This window comes from Agrococcus jejuensis (assembly GCF_900099705.1).
In the GTDB taxonomy this organism is placed as follows: Bacteria; Actinomycetota; Actinomycetes; order Actinomycetales; family Microbacteriaceae; genus Agrococcus; species Agrococcus jejuensis.
This window is the reverse complement of sequence record NZ_LT629695.1, coordinates 59,304-76,646: the sequence shown is the minus strand read 5'-3', so window position 1 is coordinate 76,646 and position 17,343 is coordinate 59,304. Positions and strand designations below refer to the sequence as shown.

Annotated in this window: 16 protein-coding genes; all 16 read left to right on the top strand. The window is 73.8% G+C overall.

Annotated elements, in window-relative coordinates; all coding sequences use genetic code 11:
• The first annotated feature begins 115 nt into the window (after nucleotides 1-115).
• The 16 genes from pyrR (at nucleotide 116) to BLQ67_RS00265 (ending at nucleotide 17,307) form a co-directional block, all read left to right on the top strand.
• A complete protein-coding gene (pyrR, locus tag BLQ67_RS00340) occupies nucleotides 116-664 on the top strand; it encodes a bifunctional pyr operon transcriptional regulator/uracil phosphoribosyltransferase PyrR (protein WP_092501474.1) in 549 nt (182 codons plus the stop codon).
• The gene (locus tag BLQ67_RS00335; protein WP_092501473.1) at nucleotides 661-1,599 is read left to right on the top strand and encodes an aspartate carbamoyltransferase catalytic subunit; all 939 of its coding nucleotides are present in this window, start codon (nucleotides 661-663) and stop codon (nucleotides 1,597-1,599) included. Before pyrR ends, BLQ67_RS00335 begins: the two co-directional genes overlap by 4 nt.
• Entirely contained in the window at nucleotides 1,596-2,882 is a 1,287-nt protein-coding gene (locus tag BLQ67_RS00330; RefSeq protein WP_092501472.1) for a dihydroorotase, read from the top strand. Before BLQ67_RS00335 ends, BLQ67_RS00330 begins: the two co-directional genes overlap by 4 nt.
• Nucleotides 2,879-3,376 (top strand): PH-like domain-containing protein, encoded by a 498-nt coding sequence (locus BLQ67_RS00325; protein WP_092501471.1) that lies wholly within the window; start codon nucleotides 2,879-2,881, stop codon nucleotides 3,374-3,376. The genes BLQ67_RS00330 and BLQ67_RS00325 overlap by 4 nt, the downstream gene beginning before the upstream one ends.
• The gene (gene carA / locus BLQ67_RS00320; protein WP_092501470.1) at nucleotides 3,373-4,497 is read left to right on the top strand and encodes a glutamine-hydrolyzing carbamoyl-phosphate synthase small subunit; all 1,125 of its coding nucleotides are present in this window, start codon (nucleotides 3,373-3,375) and stop codon (nucleotides 4,495-4,497) included. The genes BLQ67_RS00325 and carA overlap by 4 nt, the downstream gene beginning before the upstream one ends.
• Nucleotides 4,497-7,772 carry a carbamoyl-phosphate synthase large subunit gene (gene carB, locus BLQ67_RS00315; RefSeq protein WP_092501469.1) on the top strand — a complete coding sequence of 1,092 codons (3,276 nt, stop codon included), beginning with the start codon at nucleotides 4,497-4,499 and terminating at the stop codon, nucleotides 7,770-7,772. The genes carA and carB overlap by 1 nt, the downstream gene beginning before the upstream one ends.
• Complete coding sequence (gene pyrF / locus BLQ67_RS00310; RefSeq protein WP_092501468.1) at nucleotides 7,769-8,581, top strand: orotidine-5'-phosphate decarboxylase; 813 nt, start codon at nucleotides 7,769-7,771, stop codon at nucleotides 8,579-8,581. Before carB ends, pyrF begins: the two co-directional genes overlap by 4 nt.
• The gene (gmk, locus tag BLQ67_RS00305; protein WP_092501467.1) at nucleotides 8,578-9,435 is read left to right on the top strand and encodes a guanylate kinase; all 858 of its coding nucleotides are present in this window, start codon (nucleotides 8,578-8,580) and stop codon (nucleotides 9,433-9,435) included. Before pyrF ends, gmk begins: the two co-directional genes overlap by 4 nt.
• A gap of 81 nt (nucleotides 9,436-9,516) precedes the next feature.
• Complete coding sequence (gene rpoZ, locus BLQ67_RS00300; RefSeq protein ID WP_092501466.1) at nucleotides 9,517-9,774, top strand: DNA-directed RNA polymerase subunit omega; 258 nt, start codon at nucleotides 9,517-9,519, stop codon at nucleotides 9,772-9,774.
• Complete coding sequence (coaBC, locus tag BLQ67_RS00295) at nucleotides 9,774-10,970, top strand: bifunctional phosphopantothenoylcysteine decarboxylase/phosphopantothenate--cysteine ligase CoaBC (RefSeq protein WP_092501465.1); 1,197 nt, start codon at nucleotides 9,774-9,776, stop codon at nucleotides 10,968-10,970. The genes rpoZ and coaBC overlap by 1 nt, the downstream gene beginning before the upstream one ends.
• Entirely contained in the window at nucleotides 10,967-12,157 is a 1,191-nt protein-coding gene (gene metK, locus BLQ67_RS00290) for a methionine adenosyltransferase (RefSeq protein WP_092501464.1), read from the top strand. The genes coaBC and metK overlap by 4 nt, the downstream gene beginning before the upstream one ends.
• The gene (locus BLQ67_RS00285; RefSeq protein WP_092501463.1) at nucleotides 12,154-14,046 is read left to right on the top strand and encodes a primosomal protein N' family DNA-binding protein; all 1,893 of its coding nucleotides are present in this window, start codon (nucleotides 12,154-12,156) and stop codon (nucleotides 14,044-14,046) included. The genes metK and BLQ67_RS00285 overlap by 4 nt, the downstream gene beginning before the upstream one ends.
• On the top strand, nucleotides 14,046-14,957 hold the full coding sequence (locus tag BLQ67_RS00280) for a methionyl-tRNA formyltransferase (protein ID WP_092501462.1): 912 nt from the start codon (nucleotides 14,046-14,048) through the stop codon (nucleotides 14,955-14,957). The genes BLQ67_RS00285 and BLQ67_RS00280 overlap by 1 nt, the downstream gene beginning before the upstream one ends.
• Nucleotides 14,950-16,374 (top strand): RsmB/NOP family class I SAM-dependent RNA methyltransferase, encoded by a 1,425-nt coding sequence (locus BLQ67_RS00275; RefSeq protein WP_092501461.1) that lies wholly within the window; start codon nucleotides 14,950-14,952, stop codon nucleotides 16,372-16,374. The genes BLQ67_RS00280 and BLQ67_RS00275 overlap by 8 nt, the downstream gene beginning before the upstream one ends.
• Nucleotides 16,355-17,050 carry a ribulose-phosphate 3-epimerase gene (rpe, locus tag BLQ67_RS00270; protein WP_092501460.1) on the top strand — a complete coding sequence of 232 codons (696 nt, stop codon included), beginning with the start codon at nucleotides 16,355-16,357 and terminating at the stop codon, nucleotides 17,048-17,050. The genes BLQ67_RS00275 and rpe overlap by 20 nt, the downstream gene beginning before the upstream one ends.
• Nucleotides 17,047-17,307, top strand: coding sequence for a phosphoribosyl-ATP diphosphatase (locus BLQ67_RS00265; protein WP_092501459.1), 261 nt, complete (start codon nucleotides 17,047-17,049; stop codon nucleotides 17,305-17,307). Before rpe ends, BLQ67_RS00265 begins: the two co-directional genes overlap by 4 nt.
• The last annotated feature ends 36 nt before the right edge of the window (nucleotides 17,308-17,343 follow it).

Sequence of the window (17,343 nt, the reverse complement as noted above, 5' to 3'; positions counted from 1 at the left end):
GCGCGCCGCGTCGGCCGCGGCACGCGGCGTTCGATAGGGTTGGGGCACCGACATCCTTCATCAGCCGTCCTGCGAGGCGGCGAGTGACGCCCAGAGAGGCAGGAAGGGGGTCTGCATGCCTGCGCGCACCGTGCTGCAGGAGGCGGACATCGCCCGCGCGCTCACGCGCATCGCCCACGAGATCCTCGAGGCCAATCGCGGCCCGGAGTCCCTCGTCATCCTCGGGATCCCGACCCGCGGCGCCCTCCTCGCGGAGCGCATCGCCGCCAGGCTCGGCGAGATCACCGGCACCGACTTCACGGGCCGCACCGGCACGCTCGACGTGACGATGCACCGCGACGACCTCGCCCGCACCGGCACGCGTCCGACGCAGCCGACGCGCATCCCCGCCTCCGGCATCGACGGCCAGACCGTGGTGCTCGTCGACGACGTGCTCTACTCGGGCCGCACCATCCGGGCAGCGCTCGACGCGCTCACCGACCTCGGGCGCCCCGCGGCCGTGCGCCTCGCGGTGCTCGTCGACCGCGGCCACCGCCAGCTGCCCATCCGCGCCGACTACGTCGGGAAGAACCTGCCGAGCGCCGCGAGCGAGCACGTCTCGATCCTGCTCGCCGAGGTCGACGGGCAGGATGCCGTGACGATCCAGGAGGGCAGCGCCCGATGAGGAACCTGCTCACCGCCGCGCTCACGCGCGACGAGGCGATCGAGCTGCTCGACATCGCCGAGGACATGGACCAGATCCACGACCGCGACCAGAAGAAGCTGCCCGCGCTGCGCGGCCGCACGGTCGTGAACCTCTTCTTCGAGGACTCGACGCGCACGCGCTCGTCGTTCGAGATCGCAGGCAAGTGGCTCTCGGCCGACGTCATCAACGTCTCGGGCAAGGGCTCGAGCGTCTCGAAGGGCGAGGACCTGCGCGACACCGTCACGACGATCTCGGCCATGGGCGTCGACGGCATCGTCATGCGCCACGGCTCGTCGGGCGCGCCGAACCTCGTCGCCTCCTGGATCCCGCAGATCGTCGTCAACGCCGGCGACGGCACGCACGAGCACCCCACGCAGGCGCTGCTGGATGCGTTCGCCCTGCGCCGCCGCATCCACGGCGACGCGTCGCGCGGCAAGGGCCTCGACGGCGTGCGCGTCGCGATCGCCGGTGACGTGCTGCACAGCCGCGTCGCACGATCGAACGCGTTGCTGCTGCCCGCGCTCGGCGCCGAGGTGACGATCGTCGGCCCGCCGTCGATGCTGCCGCCCGGCATCGGCACGTGGGCCGCGTCGCACACGACCGACTTCGACGAGGTCGTCGACAGCCGACCGGATGCGCTCATGATGCTGCGCGTGCAGCTCGAGCGGCAGACGGGCGCGTTCGTGCCGAGCGCCGGCGAGTACATCGGCGGCTGGTCGCTCACGCCCGAGCGCTTCGCGCGCCTCGGCGGCGACACCCTCGTCATGCACCCCGGCCCCATGAACCGCGGCCTCGAGATCTCGTCGGTCGCCGCCGACGCCGCGGCCTCGCTCGTGCTCGAGCAGGTGCGCGCAGGCGTCTCGGTGCGCATGGCCGTGCTCTACCGACTCCTGGCAGGAAGGACCGACTCGTGACGACCCTCGTCGTGCGCGGTGCGCGCATCCTCGGCGGCGACGCCGCAGACCTCACGATCGTCGACGGCACGATCACGGCCATCGGCACGGCATCCGCCGCGGCCGACGCCACGGTGCTCGACGCCGACGGCCTCGTCGCCCTGCCGGGCCTCGTCGACCTGCACACGCATCTGCGCGAGCCGGGCTTCGAGCAGGCCGAGACCGTCGCGACCGGCGTGCGCGCCGCAGCTGCAGGCGGCTACGCCGCCGTCTTCGCCATGGCGAACACGAAGCCCGCCGCCGACACCGTCGCGGTCGTGGAGCAGGTCGCCGAGCTCGGCCGCCGCGCGGGACTCGCGCACGTGCAGCCCATCGGTGCCGTGACCGTGGGCCTCGAGGGGAAGCGGCTCGCCGACCTCGGCATGATGGCCCGCTCGGCCGCGCAGGTGCGCGTCTTCTCGGACGACGGCCACTGCGTGCACGACGCGCAGCTCATGCGCCGCGCGCTCGAGTACGTCGCGCCGTTCGACGGCGTCATCGCGCAGCACGCGCAGGAGCCGTCGCTCACGGTCGGCGCGCAGATGCACGAGTCGCCCCTCGCAGGCGAGCTCGGCCTCGGCGGTTGGCCCTCCGTCGCCGAGTCGGCGATCGTCGCGCGCGACGTGCTGCTCGCCGAGGCGACCGGCGCCCGACTGCACGTGTGCCACGTCTCGACCGCCGAGACCGTCGACGTGCTGCGCTGGGCGAAGGCCCGCGGCATCCGCGTCACGGCCGAGGTCACGCCGCACCACCTCATCCTCACCGAGGAGGAGGTGCGCGGCTACGACGCGCGCTTCAAGGTCAACCCGCCGCTGCGCGCCGCGACCGACGTCGACGCGCTGCGCGCCGCGCTCGCCGACGGCACGATCGACGTCGTCGCGACCGACCACGCCCCGCACCCCATCGAGACGAAGCAGGCGGCGTGGGCGGATGCGGCGATGGGCATGGTCGGGCTCGAGACGGCCCTCGCCGTCGTGCAGGAGTCGATGGTCGAGACGGGCCTGCTCGACTGGGCGGGCGTCGCCCGCGTCATGGCCTCCACGCCCGCGCAGATCGGCCGCCTCGACGGCTTCGGCGGCGCCCTCGAGGTCGGCGCGCCCGCGCACGTCGCGCTCGTCGACCCCGCCGGCCGCGCGCCCATCGGCACCGAGCACCTGCACGGCCGCTCGACGAACTCGCCGTTCCTCGGCCACTCGCTGCCCGGCCGCGTCGTGCACACGATCTACCGGGGCCGCCAGACGGTGTTGGATGGAGTCGTCGCATGAGCTACGAGACCTTCATCCTGCTGAGCGCGGTGCTCGTCGCCGTGCTCCTCGGCGCAGGCGTCCTCGGCTGGCTCGCGCGTCGCCGCCGCCACCGCGACCTCGTCGCGCCGCAGGCGCCCGACGGCTTCAAGGCCGTGCTCGACGCGCCCATCCTGTACGTCGCCACGACGACGGCGGGCGACCCGTACGACCGCGTCGCCGTGCACGGCCTCGGCTTCCGCGCCCGCGGGCGCATCGCCGTCGGACCATCGGGCGTCGTGCTCGACCTGCCCGGCACCGCCGTGCTCGTGCCCGTCGCCGACATCCTCGGCGTCGAGCGCGCCACGTGGACGATCGACCGCGTCGTCGAGCCCGGCGGCCTCATCCGCATCACGTGGCGCCTCGGCGACCGCGAGCTCGACACCTACCTTCGCGTCACGGAGCGCGACGAGCCCGTGCTCGCCGCCATCCAAGACATCCAGCCGCACCCGACCGCCTCAGGAGCAGCAGCATGACCATCGCCCACCTCGTGCTGGAGGACGGCACGATCTACCGCGGCCGCGCCTACGGCGCCACCGGCCGCACGCTCGGCGAGGCCGTCTTCGCCACCGGCATGACCGGCTACCAGGAGACCATCACCGACCCGTCGTACGCGGGCCAGATCGTCGTGCAGACCGCACCGCAGATCGGCAACACCGGCGTCAACGACGAGGACCCCGAGTCGCGTCGCATCTGGGTCGCCGGCTACGCCGTGCGCCAGGCGAGCCGCGTCGTGTCGAGCTGGCGCGCGACCGAGTCGCTCGACGCGCGCCTCGAGCGCGACGGCATCGTCGGCATCCAGGGGATCGACACGCGTGCGCTCACGCGCCGACTGCGGGATGCGGGCAGCATGCGCGCCGGCATCTTCTCGGGCGACGCCGTGGGCACCGAGGCCGAGATGCTCGACCAGGTGCTGCAGAGCCCGCAGATGGCTGGCCAGCGCCTCGCCGACGTCGTCTCGACGCCCGAGGCGTACCGGCTGCCCGCGACGGCGGAGCGCATCGGCCACCTCGCCGTGCTCGACCTCGGCGTCAAGGCCTCCACGCTGCGCTACCTGCAGGCCCAGGGCTTCGACCTCACGGTGCTGCCGCACTCGGTGACGGCCGACGAGGTCTTCGCGCTCGGCGTCGACGCCGCGTTCTACTCGAACGGCCCCGGCGACCCCGCCGCCTCCGACCAGTACGTCGAGCTGCTGCGCGAGCTGCTGCGGGCGAACCTGCCCTTCTTCGGCATCTGCTTCGGCAACCAGCTGCTCGGCCGCGCCCTCGGCTTCGGCACGTACAAGCTGCCCTTCGGCCACCGCGGCATCAACCAGCCCGTGCTCGACGTCGCCACCGGCACCGTCGAGATCACGAGCCAGAACCACGGCTTCGCCGTCGACGCGCCCATCGGCGAGATCGTCGAGAGCCCCGCCGGGTTCGGCCGCGTGCAGGTGAGCCACTACTCGCTCAACGACCAGGTCGTCGAGGGCCTCCGCGCGCTCGACCTGCCCGCGTTCAGCGTGCAGTACCACCCCGAGGCCGCCGCCGGCCCGCACGACTCCATGTACCTCTTCGACCGGTTCGCGGCCCTCGTGCGCGAGCGGAAGGACGCCTGATGCCCAAGCGCGACGACATCTCGTCGGTCCTCGTGATCGGCTCCGGCCCCATCGTCATCGGCCAGGCGGCGGAGTTCGACTACTCCGGCACCCAGGCCTGTCGCGTGCTGCGCGAGGACGGCATCCGCGTCATCCTCGTCAACTCGAACCCGGCGACGATCATGACCGACCCGGACTTCGCCGACGCCACGTACATCGAGCCCATCACGCCCGAGGTGCTCGAGACGATCATCGTCAAGGAGCGCCCCGACGCGATCCTGCCGACGCTCGGCGGCCAGACGGCGCTCAACGCCGCGATCGAGCTGCACGAGCAGGGCATCCTCGAGCGCCACGGCGTCGAGCTCATCGGTGCGAAGGTCGACGCGATCCACCGTGCCGAGGACCGCCAGCTGTTCAAGCAGCTCGTGCTCGACATCGGCGGCGACGTCGCCTCGTCGGTCATCGCGAAGACCGTCGACGAGGCCATCGCGTTCGCCGACCAGTACGGCTACCCGGTCGTCGTGCGCCCGTCGTTCACGATGGGCGGCCTCGGCTCGGGCTTCGCGCACGACGAGCCCGAGCTGCGGCGCATCGTCGCCGACGGCCTCCACTCGTCGACGATCGGCGAGGTGCTGCTCGAGGAGTCGATCCTCGGGTGGAAGGAGTACGAGCTCGAGCTCATGCGCGACACGGCCGACAACACGGTCGTGATCTGCTCGATCGAGAACGTCGACCCCGTCGGCGTCCACACGGGCGACTCGATCACGGTCGCGCCCGCCCTCACGCTCACGGACCGTGAGTACCAGGAGCTGCGCGACATCGGCATCCGCATCATCCGCGCCGTCGGCGTCGACACGGGCGGCTGCAACGTGCAGTTCGCCGTCGACCCGAAGACGGGCCGCGTCATCGTCATCGAGATGAACCCGCGCGTGTCGCGCTCGAGCGCGCTCGCGTCGAAGGCGACGGGCTTCCCGATCGCGAAGATCGCCGCGAAGCTCGCGATCGGCTACCGCCTCGACGAGATCCCCAACGACATCACGAAGGTGACGCCGGCCTCGTTCGAGCCCACGCTCGACTACGTCGTCGTGAAGGTGCCGCGGTTCACGTTCGAGAAGTTCCCCGCCGCCGACCCCACGCTCACGACGACCATGAAGTCCGTCGGCGAGGCCATGGCCATGGGCCGCACGTACACGCAGGCGCTGCAGAAGGCGCTCCGCTCGCAGGAGCGCCGCGGCGCGACGTTCCACTGGCAGGGCGAGCCCGGCGACAAGGCTGCGCTGCTCGAGGCGTCGCGCACGCCGACCGACGGTCGCATCGTGACGCTGCAGCAGGCGATCCGCGCGGGCGCGACGATCGAGGAGGCGTTCGACGCCACCGCGATCGACCCGTGGTTCCTCGACCAGCTCGTGCTCATCGAGGAGGTCGCTGCCGAGATCCGCGAGGCTGCCGAGCTCGACGAGGACATCCTGCGCCACGCGAAGGAGCACGGCTTCTCCGACGTGCAGATCGGCGAGCTGCGCGGCCTCGACGAGGAGCAGGTGCGCGAGGCGCGCTGGGCGCTCGGCCTGCGCCCCGTGTTCAAGACCGTCGACACGTGCGCGGGCGAGTTCCCCGCCGAGACGCCGTACCACTACTCGTCGTACGACCAGGAGACCGAGGTCGCCCCGTCGGACCGTCGCAAGGTCGTCATCCTCGGCTCGGGCCCGAACCGCATCGGCCAGGGCATCGAGTTCGACTACTCGTGCGTGCACGCGTCGTTCGCGCTGCGCGACGCCGGGTTCGAGACGATCATGGTCAACTGCAACCCCGAGACGGTCTCGACCGACTACGACACGAGCGACCGGCTCTACTTCGAGCCGCTGACGCTCGAGGACGTGCTCGAGGTCATCCACGCCGAGTCGCATTCCGGCGAGCTCGTGGGCGTCATCGTGCAGCTCGGCGGCCAGACGCCGCTGGGCCTCGCGCGCGGCCTCGAGGCTGCCGGCATCCCGATCCTCGGCACGCAGCCCGACGCGATCGACCGCGCCGAGGAGCGCGGCCTGTTCCAGGAGATCCTCGACGCCGCCGGCCTCGTCGCCCCCCGCAACGCGACGGCGACGACCGAGGAGGCGGCCCTCGAGGCGGCCGAGCGCATCGGCTACCCCGTGCTCGTGCGCCCGTCGTTCGTGCTCGGCGGCCGCGGCATGGAGATCGTCTACGACCGCGAGAGCCTGCACGGCTACTTCGAGCGCATGGCCGACACGGCCATCATCGGTCCCGGCAAGCCGCTGCTCGTCGACCACTTCCTCGACGACGCCGTGGAGATCGACGTCGACGCCATCTTCGACGGCACCGACCTGTACGTCGGCGGCATCCTCGAGCACATCGAGGAGGCGGGCATCCACTCGGGCGACTCGTCGTGCACGCTGCCGCCCATCGGCCTCGGCCGCTCGCAGATCGACGAGGTGCGGGATGCGACGCTCGCGATCGCTCGCGGGCTCGACGTGCGCGGTCCGATCAACGTGCAGTTCGCGATCTCCGCGGGCCGCCTCCACGTCATCGAGGCGAACCCGCGCGCGAGCCGCACGGTGCCGTTCGTCGCGAAGGCGCTCGGCTCGCCCATCGCGAAGGCCAACGCCCTCGTGATGGCGGGCCGCACGATCGCCGAGCTGCTCGCGGAGGGCTTCCTGCCCGAGCAGGACGGCTCGCGCCTGCCGCTCGATGCGCCGGTCGCGGTCAAGGAGGCCGTGCTGCCGTTCCGCCGCTTCCGCACGCGCGACGGCGAGCTCGTCGACAGCCTGCTCGGCCCCGAGATGCGCTCGACGGGCGAGGTCATGGGCATCGACCGCGACTTCCCGCGCGCGTTCGCGAAGAGCCAGGTCGCCGCGTACGGCGGGCTGCCGACGTCGGGCACCGTGTTCGTGTCGGTGTCCGACCGCGACAAGCGCCAGGCCGTGCTGCCCATCCACCGCCTGCGGCAGCTCGGCTTCCGCGTGCTCGCCACCGAGGGCACCGCCGAGATCCTCATCCGCAACGGCATCGAGGTCGAGACGATCGCGAAGCACAACGAGGTCGGCGTCGAGGCGTCGATCGTCGGCGCGATCCACCGCGGCGAGGTCGACATCGTCATCAACACCCCCACGGGTCCCGCGGCGCGTCTCGACGGCTACGAGATCCGCGCGGCGACCGTCGGCGCCGACAAGGCGCTCTTCACGACGGTGTCGCAGCTCGGCGCGGCCGTCGCGGCGATCGAGGCGGCGCGCGCGCCGTTCGACGTCACGAGCCTGCAGGAGTACCACGCCAGGAGGACGGCATGACGTTCGGCACCCGCCTCGCCGCGGCGGTCGCGGACCGCGGCCCCGTGTGCGTCGGCATCGACCCGCACGCGCATCTGCTGGATGCGTGGGGCCTGCCCGACACGGCGGCGGGTGCCGAGGCGTTCGGCCTCGAGGTCGTCGAGGCGGCCGCTGGACGCGTCGCGGTCGTGAAGCCGCAGGTGGCGTTCTACGAGCGACACGGCTCCGCGGGGCTCGCGGCGCTCGAGCACGTCATCCGCGTCGCCCGCGCCGAGGGCCTGCTCGTGCTCGCCGACGCGAAGCGCGGCGACCTGGGCTCGACGATGGATGCGTACGCGCAGGCGTGGCTGACGCCGGGCGCGCCGCTCGAGGTCGACGCGATCACGGCGTCGCCGTACCTGGGGCTCGGCTCGCTCGAGCCGGCGCTGTCGCTCGCCGAGGCCAACGAGAAGGGCGTCTTCGTGCTGTGCGCGACGTCGAACCCCGAGGGTGCCGGCCTGCAGTCGCGCGCCGACGCGGCGGGGGAGTCGGTCGCGGCCTCCATCGCCCGCGGCGTCGACGCCTGGAACGTCGACCACGCGCCCGACGGCGCCGGATCGATCGGCCTCGTCGTGGGCGCGACCGTCACGGCGGCCGACTTCGGCGTCACGCTCACGTCGGCCACGCCGATCCTCGCGCCCGGCTTCGGCCACCAGGGCGCGCGCCTCGCCGACCTGCGCACGCTCTACCCGGCGGGCACGCTCGTGCTCGCGAACGTGTCGCGCAGCGTCACGGGCACGCGCGACGGCGTCGCCGACGCGATCGACGCGGCGACGGAGGAGGCCCGATGACGCTCGATCCCGCGCTCGGCGCCGAGGCCGCGCTGCGCGCGCGCCGCGCCCGTGCCGAGGTCAAGCGCGCGGTGCACGCGCGCGAGCGCTCGGCGCTGCATGTCGCGGAGCACGCGTGGGAGCACCCCGACTCCGTCGAGGCGGGCCTGCGCGTCACCGAGCTCGTCGACGCCATCCCCGGCATCGGGAGGCACCGCATGGAGCGGGTGCTCGAGCGCCTCGAGATCTCGCCGCGCAAGCGCGTCGGCGGCCTCGGCTCGCGGCAGCGCACGCGCCTGCGCGAGTGGCTCGACGTCGACCCGGCACCCGCACGCCTCATCGTGCTCGCGGGCCCCACCGCGGTGGGCAAGGGCACGGTCGCGCAGCACGTGCGCGACCACTACCCGTGGATCCGCCACTCCGTGTCGTGGACGACGAGGGCGCCGCGCCCGGGCGAGATCGACGGCGTGCACTACACGTTCGTCTCCGACGCCGAGTTCGACGAGGGCCTGTCGGAGGACGCGTTCCTCGAGTGGGCGAAGGTGCACAACTCGCACCGCTACGGCACGCCGCGCGCGCAGGTGCAGTCGGTGCTCGACACCGGCGACTCCGTGCTGCTCGAGATCGACCTGCAGGGTGCGCGCCAGATCCGCGACCGCATGCCGGAGGCGCTGCTCGTGTTCCTCGCGCCGCCGTCGTGGGAGGAGCTCGTGCGCAGGCTCGTCGGCCGCGGCACGGAGGACGAGGAGGAGCGCTCGCGCCGCCTCGCGACCGCCGAGGTCGAGCTCGCCAGCCAGGACGAGTTCGACGCCGTCGTCATCAATCGCGACGTGGCCGAGGCCGCTGCCGAGGTCGTGGCCCTCATCGGGCGCTAGACTGTTCCACTGCGCCGGTCTCACGCGGACCGCTTCCACGTGAGGCTCGAGCGCACCAGCTTTTCGTCCTGAGGAGGACCCATGGCCGACAAGGGCATCATCAACCCGCCGATCGACGACCTGCTCGCGAAGGTGGACTCGAAGTACCAGCTCGTGATCTTCGCGTCGAAGCGCGCGCGGCAGATCAACGACTACTACACGGATCTGCACGAGGGCAGCATGTTCGACAACGTCGGCCCCCTCGTCGACGCGACCCTCGAGGACAAGCCGATCTCGGTGGCGCTCCGCGAGATCCAGGAGGACAAGCTCCTCCTCAAGCCCGCGCAGCCCTCGGCGTAGTGCGCGTCGTCGTCGGCGTCGCCGGCGGGATCGCGGCCTACAAGGCCGCGCACGCGATCCGGCGACTCGTCAAGGATGGGCACGACGTGCACGTCGTGCCCACCGCGTCGGCCGTGCGGTTCGTCGGCATCCCGACGTTCGAGGCGCTCAGCCGCAACCCGGTGACGACCGACCTGTTCGACGACGTCGCCGAGGTGCGCCACGTGGCGCTCGGCCAGTCGGCCGACCTCATCGTCGTGCTGCCCGCGACGGCGTCGACGATCGCGCGCATCGCGCACGGCATCTCCGACGACCTGCTCGGCACGACGATCCTCGCCTCCGAGGCGCCGCTCGTCGTCGCCCCCGCGATGCACACCGAGATGTGGCGCAACGCCGCGACGCAGGCGAACGTCGCCGTGCTGCGCGAGCGCGGCGTCACGATCGTCGGCCCCGCAGACGGCCGGCTCACCGGCACCGACTCGGGCCCCGGCCGCATGGTCGAGCCCGACGACGTCATCGAGGCCGCCTACGCGGTCGTCGCGCCGACGCGCGACCTCGAGGGCATGCGCATCGCGATCTCGGCCGGTGGCACGCGCGAGCCCATCGACCCCGTGCGCTTCCTCGGCAACCGCTCGTCGGGCGCGCACGGCGTCGCCCTGGCGACGCGTGCAGCGGCCCGCGGTGCCGACGTGACGCTCGTCGGCGCCAACCTCCAGGTCGCCGCCCCCGCGGGCGTGCGCCTCGTCGAGGTGTCGACGACCGCCGAGCTGCGCGACGCCATGCTGCTCGCGAGCCGCGACGCGCACGCGACGATCATGGCCGCCGCCGTCGCCGACTACCGCGTCGCCGACGTGAGCGACGCCAAGCGCAAGAAGGATGCGTGGGGCGCGAACCCCACGCTCCAGCTCGTCGAGAACCCCGACATCCTCGCGGAGCTGTCGATGCGCGCCCCGCGCGGCGTCGTCGTGGGCTTCGCCGCCGAGACCGAGCCCGACGCCGACGCCCGCCGCGCCATCGCGCAGGCGAAGCTCGCCCGCAAGGGCTGCGACCTCCTGGTCCTGAACCAGGTGGGCATGCAGCTGGGCTTCGGCGACGTCGACACCGCCGTCGAGATCCTCGCGCCCTCCGGCGTCGTCGCGACCGCCGCCGGCGCCAAGATGTCGGTGGCCGACGCCATCCTCGACTCCGTCCGATCCACCCTGCAGGAGCATGCATGACCTCCCGGCTGTTCACGTCCGAGTCCGTCACCGAGGGCCACCCCGACAAGATCTGCGACCAGATCTCGGATCGCATCCTCGACGCGATGCTCGCCCAGGACGCGCAGTCGCGCGTCGCGGTCGAGACGCTCGTGACGACGGGCCTCGTGCACGTGGCGGGCGAGGTGCGCACCGAGGGCTACGTCGAGATCCCGAAGCTCGTGCGCGACACGATCGTCGCCATCGGCTACGACTCGTCGCAGGTGTCGTTCGACGGCAACTCGTGCGGCGTCACGGTGTCGATCGGCGAGCAGTCGATCGAGATCGCGACGGGCGTCGACACGGGCCTCGAGGCGCGCGGCGGCGAGACGGATGCGCTGTCGCAGCTCGGTGCGGGCGACCAGGGCATCATGTTCGGCTACGCGACCGACGAGACGCCCACGCTCATGCCTGCGACGGCGTGGGCGGCCCACCGCCTCGCCGAGCGCCTCACGGCCGTGCGCCGCGACGGCACGATCCCGTACCTCCGCCCTGACGGCAAGACGCAGGTGACGATCGAGTACGTCGACCACGAGCCCGTGCGCGTCGACGCCGTCGTCGTGTCGACGCAGCACGCCGAGGACGTCGACCAGGCGCAGCTGCGCGCCGACGTCGAGCAGCACGTCATCGCCCCGGTGCTCGCGCAGCTCGGCCTGCCGCACGAGGGCATGACGACGTTCGTGAACCCGTCGGGCTCGTTCGTCGTCGGCGGCCCCAAGGGCGACGCGGGCCTCACGGGCCGCAAGATCATCGTCGACACGTACGGCGGCGCGTCGCGCCACGGCGGCGGCGCCTTCAGCGGCAAGGACCCGTCGAAGGTCGACCGCTCGGCGGCGTACGCGCTGCGCTGGGTCGCGAAGCACGTCGTCGCCGCGGGTCTCGCGCGCCGCGTCGAGGTGCAGGTCGCATACGCGATCGGCCGGGCGACGCCCGTGGGCCTCTACGTCGACTCGTTCGGCACCGGCACCGTCGACGACGCGACGCTCACCGAGGCGATCCTCGCCACGTTCGACCTGCGCCCCGAGGCGATCATCCGCGACCTCGACCTGCGCCGTCCGATCTACGCGCAGACCGCGGCCTACGGGCACTTCGGTCGAGAGCTGCCCGACTTCACGTGGGAGCAGACGCCCCGCGTCGACGCGCTGCGCAAGGCCGCCGGCGTGGCATGAGCGTCGCCCGCGTCGTCGTCGAGTCGCGGCTGCCGCAGCTGGATCGTCTCTTCGACTTCCGCGCCGACGACGACGTGACGCCCGGCGTGCGCGTGCGCGTGCCGTTCGGCGGCCGCATGCTGCCCGGCTACGTCGTGGAGGTCGCCGCCGAGAGCGACTTCGGCGGCGAGCTGCACCGCGTGGAGCGGATGCTGTCGCCCGTGCCGGTGCTGCAGCCGGAGGTGTGGGCGCTCGCGCGCGCCGTCGCCGACCGTGCCGCGGGCTCGGCGGTCGACGTGCTGCGCGTCGCGATCCCCGGCAGGCAGGCGAGGCCCGAGACGGCCTGGCTCAAGGCCGACCGCGAGTCGGTGGTGCCGCCGGAGGCGGGGGAGAGCGTGCTGCCCGATCTCGTCGAGCGGCGCGGCCGCGTGGCGCTGCGCTCCGAGCCGGGCGTCGTCGCGGTCGGCGAGGGCGACGACGTGCGCTGGGTGGGCCGCTGGGCCGTCGAGCTCGCGGGACTCGCACGCGACGCGCTCGCTCGGGGCGAGCAGGCCATCCTCGTCGTGCCCGACCACCGCGAGCAGCGCCAGTTGGTGGCGGCGCTCGAGGCCGTCGTCGGCGACCGCGTCGTCGAGCTCGACGCGCGGCAGTCGAACCCCGACCGGTACCGCGCCTTCCTGCGCGCCCTCGACGGCGGACCCGTGGCGATCGTCGGGCCGCGCAGCGCCGTCTACGCGCCGGCGGCGAACCTCGGCCTGCTCGCGGTGTGGGACGACGGCGATCCGCTGCACGTCGAGCCGCTCTCGCCGTACGCGACCACGAGGGATGTCGCGCTCGTGCGCCAGCAGCAGTCGGGCTGCGCGCTCGTGCTCGCGGGGCACGCGCGCTCGACCGAGGCGCAGCGCCTCGTCGAGCTCGGCTTCCTCGAGGCCGTCGTGCGCGGCCGCCCGCCGCGCACGCTGCCGGCGGCGCTGCAGCAGGGGCAGCAGGGCCGCATCCCGGCGATGGCGTTCCAGGTCGCGAAGGAGGCGATCGCCCACGGCCCCGTGCTCGTGCAGGTCGCACGCCCGGGACATGCGCCGGCGCTCGCGTGCTCGACCTGCGGCGAGCGCGCCCGCTGCCGCCGCTGCCAGGGCCCCCTGCGCCGCGCGCGCGCCGACGCCTCGCCATCGTGCGCGTGGTGCGGTGCCGTGCACGCGGCGTGGGCATGCGCGTCGTGCGGCGGCCGCGGGCTCACCGACCTCGGCCGCGGCTCGGTGCGCACGGCCGACGAGCTGGGCCGCGCGTTCCCGAACGTGCCCGTCGTCGTCGCCGACGGCCAGCACGAGCGCCTCGAGGTTGACGACCAGCCGCGCCTCGTCGTCGCGACGCGCGGCGCCGAGCCCGTCGCGGCCGGCGGATACCGCGCCGTGCTGCTGCTCGACGGCGAGCGGCTGCTCGCCCGCGAGAGCCTGCGCGTCGCCGAGGACGCCGTGCGCGCCTGGTCGAGCGCCCGTGCGCTCGCGCGCGACGACGCGACGATCGTGCTCACGGGCGCCGTCGGCCGCGTCGCCGCCGCCATGACGACGCGCGACGCCGCGGGCTTCGCCGCCGCCGAGCTCGCCGACCGCCGCTCGCTGCGCTTCCCGCCCGCCGTGCGCGTCGCCTCCGTCGTCGGCGGCCCCGACGAGGTCGAGCGCGTCGTGCGCGCCGTCGGCGAGATCGGCGCGACGGATGCGCTGGGTCCCGTCGACGTGGGCGACGGCGCGGTACGGTCGATCGTCCGCTTCGACTACGGAGCGGGCGTCGACGTGGCGCACGCCCTGCGCGCCGAGATCGTGCGGGCGGCCACGCAGTCGCGCTCGCGCGTCGCGAAGGGCGCGCCCGTGCGCGTGCACGTCGACGACCACGAGCCGTTCGAGGGGATCTGATGCGCATCGTCTTCGCCGGGAGCCCGGCCGCCGCCGTGCCGAGCCTCGAGGCGCTCAGCCGTCGGCACGAGGTCGCGCTCGTCGTCACGCGCGCCGCGTCGCCGCAGGGCCGCAAGCGCGTGCTGACGCCGACGCCCGTCGCCGCCGCCGCCGAGCGCCTGGGCCTGCCCGTGCTCGAGGCGAACCGGCTCGACGCCGCCGCGACCGAGGCGATCACGGCCGTCGGCGCGTCGCTCGGCGTCGTCGTCGCCTACGGCGGCCTCGTGCGCGAGCCGCTGCTGTCGACGCCCGAGCACGGCTGGATCAACCTGCACTTCTCGCTGCTGCCCGCCTACCGCGGCGCGGCACCCGTGCAGCGCGCGCTCGTCGCGGGCGAGCACGACACGGGCGTGAGCGTCTTCCGCCTCGTGCCCGAGCTCGACGCCGGCCCGATCGTGCGCATGGTCGCGTCGTCGGTGCCGCCGCTCGCGACCGCGGGCGATCTGCTCGCCGAGCTCGCGGCATCCGGCGCCGGCGTGCTCGTGGATGCCGTCGACGCGATCGCGGATGGCTCGGCCACGTTCGAGGAGCAGACGGGCGAGCCGTCGTTCGCACCGAAGCTCGAGCTCGCCGACGGACGGCTGCGGCTCGCCGAGCCCGCCGCCGTCGTGCTCGACCGCTTCCGCGGCGTGACGCCCGAGCCCGGCGCGCACGTGCTGCTGGGCGGCGAGCGCGTGAAGGTGCTCGCGCTCTCGCGCAGCGCCGCCGATCCGCTGCCGGCCGGCACGGCGCGGCTCGTGGGCAAGGATGCCGTGCTCGGCACGGGCACGGGCGCGCTCGCGCTCGGCGAGGTGCAGCCGGCGGGCAAGCAGGCGATGCGGGCAGCCGACTGGCTGCGCGGTCGCGGGGGAGAGGTCGTGCTCGATGCCTGATCGTCAGCAGTCGCGCGGGCGCGGTGGTCGCCCGCCGCAGCGTCGTCGCATCGACGAGCGCCCGACGCCGCGTCGCGTCGCGCAGGAGGTCGTGCGCGACGTCGACGTCGACGACGCCTACGCCAACCTGCTGCTGCCCGCGCGCATCCGCGAGGCGGGCCTCGACGCGCAGGATGCCGCGTTCGCGACCGAGCTGACCTACGGCACGCTGCGCTGGCAGGGGCAGCTCGACGCCGTCCTGTCGGCCGCCGCGGGCCGCCCGATCGACGAGATCGACCCGACGACGCTCTCGGTGCTGCGCGTCGCCGTGCACCAGCTCGCCCGCATGCGCGTGCCCGCGCACGCCGCGGTGCACGAGTCGATCGAGCTGCTCGGCGACCACCGCGGCCGTCGCGGCTTCGCCAACGCCGTGCTGCGCAAGGTCGCCGCGACGCCCGTCGACGACCAGGTCGACGCCATCGCCCGCACGATGGGCGACGACGACGCGCTCGCGCTGCGCGCCGCGCATCCCACGTGGGTCGTGCGCGCACTGCGCCGCTCGCTCGACGCCGAGGGCGCCGGCGCCGAGCTCGACGACCTGCTCGCCGCAGACAACGACGCGCCGCGCGTGCAGCTCGTCGCGCTGCCCGGCCTCGCGGAGCCCGAGGAGCTCGGCGACGAGCCCACGGCGTCGCCCGTCGGGCGCCTCGCACCCTCGGGCGACCCCTGGCGCGTCCCCGCGGTGCGCGACGGTCGTGCCCGCGTGCAGGATGCCGGCAGCCAGCTCGCCGCGCTCGCGCTCACCCGCGCGACGCCCGTCGCGGCGGGGGAGCGCTGGCTCGACCTCTGCGCCGGCCCCGGCGGCAAGGCCGCCCTGCTCGCGGCCGAGGCGCGCGTCGGCGACGCCCACCTCGAGGCGAACGAGCTCGTGCCCGCCCGCGCCGGCCTCGTGCGCCAGGCGCTCGCCGCCGTCGACCCTGACGTGGAGGTGTCGGTCGGCGACGGCCGCCGCTACGGCGACCGCGACGGCGTCTACGACCGCATCCTGCTCGACGCGCCGTGCACGGGCCTCGGCGCGCTGCGCCGCCGTCCCGAGGCGCGCTGGCGCAAGCAGCCGAGCGACGTGCCCGAGCTCGCGCGCCTGCAGGGCGAGCTGCTGCGCGCCGCCATGCGTGCCGTGAAGCCTGGCGGCATCGTCGCCTACGTCACGTGCTCGCCGCACCTCGCCGAGACGCGCGCGATCGTGCAGGGCGCGATCGCCGACGGCGCCGAGGCGATCGACACCCGCGCGGTGCTCGAGCGCGTCGCACCCGGCACGCCGCTCGGCGGCTCGGGCGCGGCCGTGCAGCTGTGGCCGCACCGCAACGGCACCGACGCGATGTTCGTGCAGCTGCTGCGCCGGCCCGCGGCGGCAGGCGATGCATCCGAGCCTCGATAGCCTCGAGTCCGTGCGCATCCACCCGAGCATCCTGTCCGCCGACTTCGCGAACCTCGAGCGCGAGCTGCACGCGATCGCGACGGCCGACGCCGTGCACGTCGACGTCATGGACGGCCACTTCGTGCCGAACCTCACGCTCGGACTGCCGATCGTCGAGCGCATCGGCCAGGTCTCGCCCGTCCCGCTCGACGTGCACCTCATGATCGACGACGCCGACCGCTGGGCGCCGCAGTACGTGCTGCCGGGCGTCACGAGCGTCACGTTCCACGCCGAGGCGAGCCGCGACCCGTTCGCGCTCGCGCGCACGCTGCGGGATGCGGGCGTCGCCGCGTCGGTCGCGATCAAGCCCGGCACCGACGTCGCACCGTTCGCCGACCGCATCGACGCGTTCGACATGGTGCTGGTCATGACGGTCGAGCCCGGCTTCGGCGGCCAGTCGTTCATGCCCGAGGTGCTGCCGAAGCTCGGCACGCTGCGCCGCGCCGCCGCCGACGCCGGCGTCGAGGTGCTGCTGCAGGTCGACGGCGGCATCTCGACCGCGACGATCGCCGAGGCGGCAGCGGCCGGCGCCGACACGTTCGTGGCCGGCAGCGCCGTCTACGGGCACGGCGACCCGGCTCCGCGCATCCAGGCGCTGCGCGACGTGCTCGCCACGGCCGATACCCTGGGATCGTGAAGACCTTCGACACCCTGTTCGCCGACCTCGAGCAGGCGGTGGCCGAGCGTCGCGAGGGCAACACGCTCTCGCGCGTCGAGGGCGGCGTGCACTCGATCGGCAAGAAGATCGTCGAGGAGGCCGCCGAGGTGTGGATGGCCGCCGAGCACGAGGGCGACGAGCAGACCGCGCTCGAGATCTCGCAGCTGCTGTACCACCTGCAGACGCTCATGCTCGCGAAGGGGCTGACCCTGCAGGACGTCTACCGACATCTCTGAGCCTGCCGCTCGCATCCCTTCGCCCGCAGACCCAGA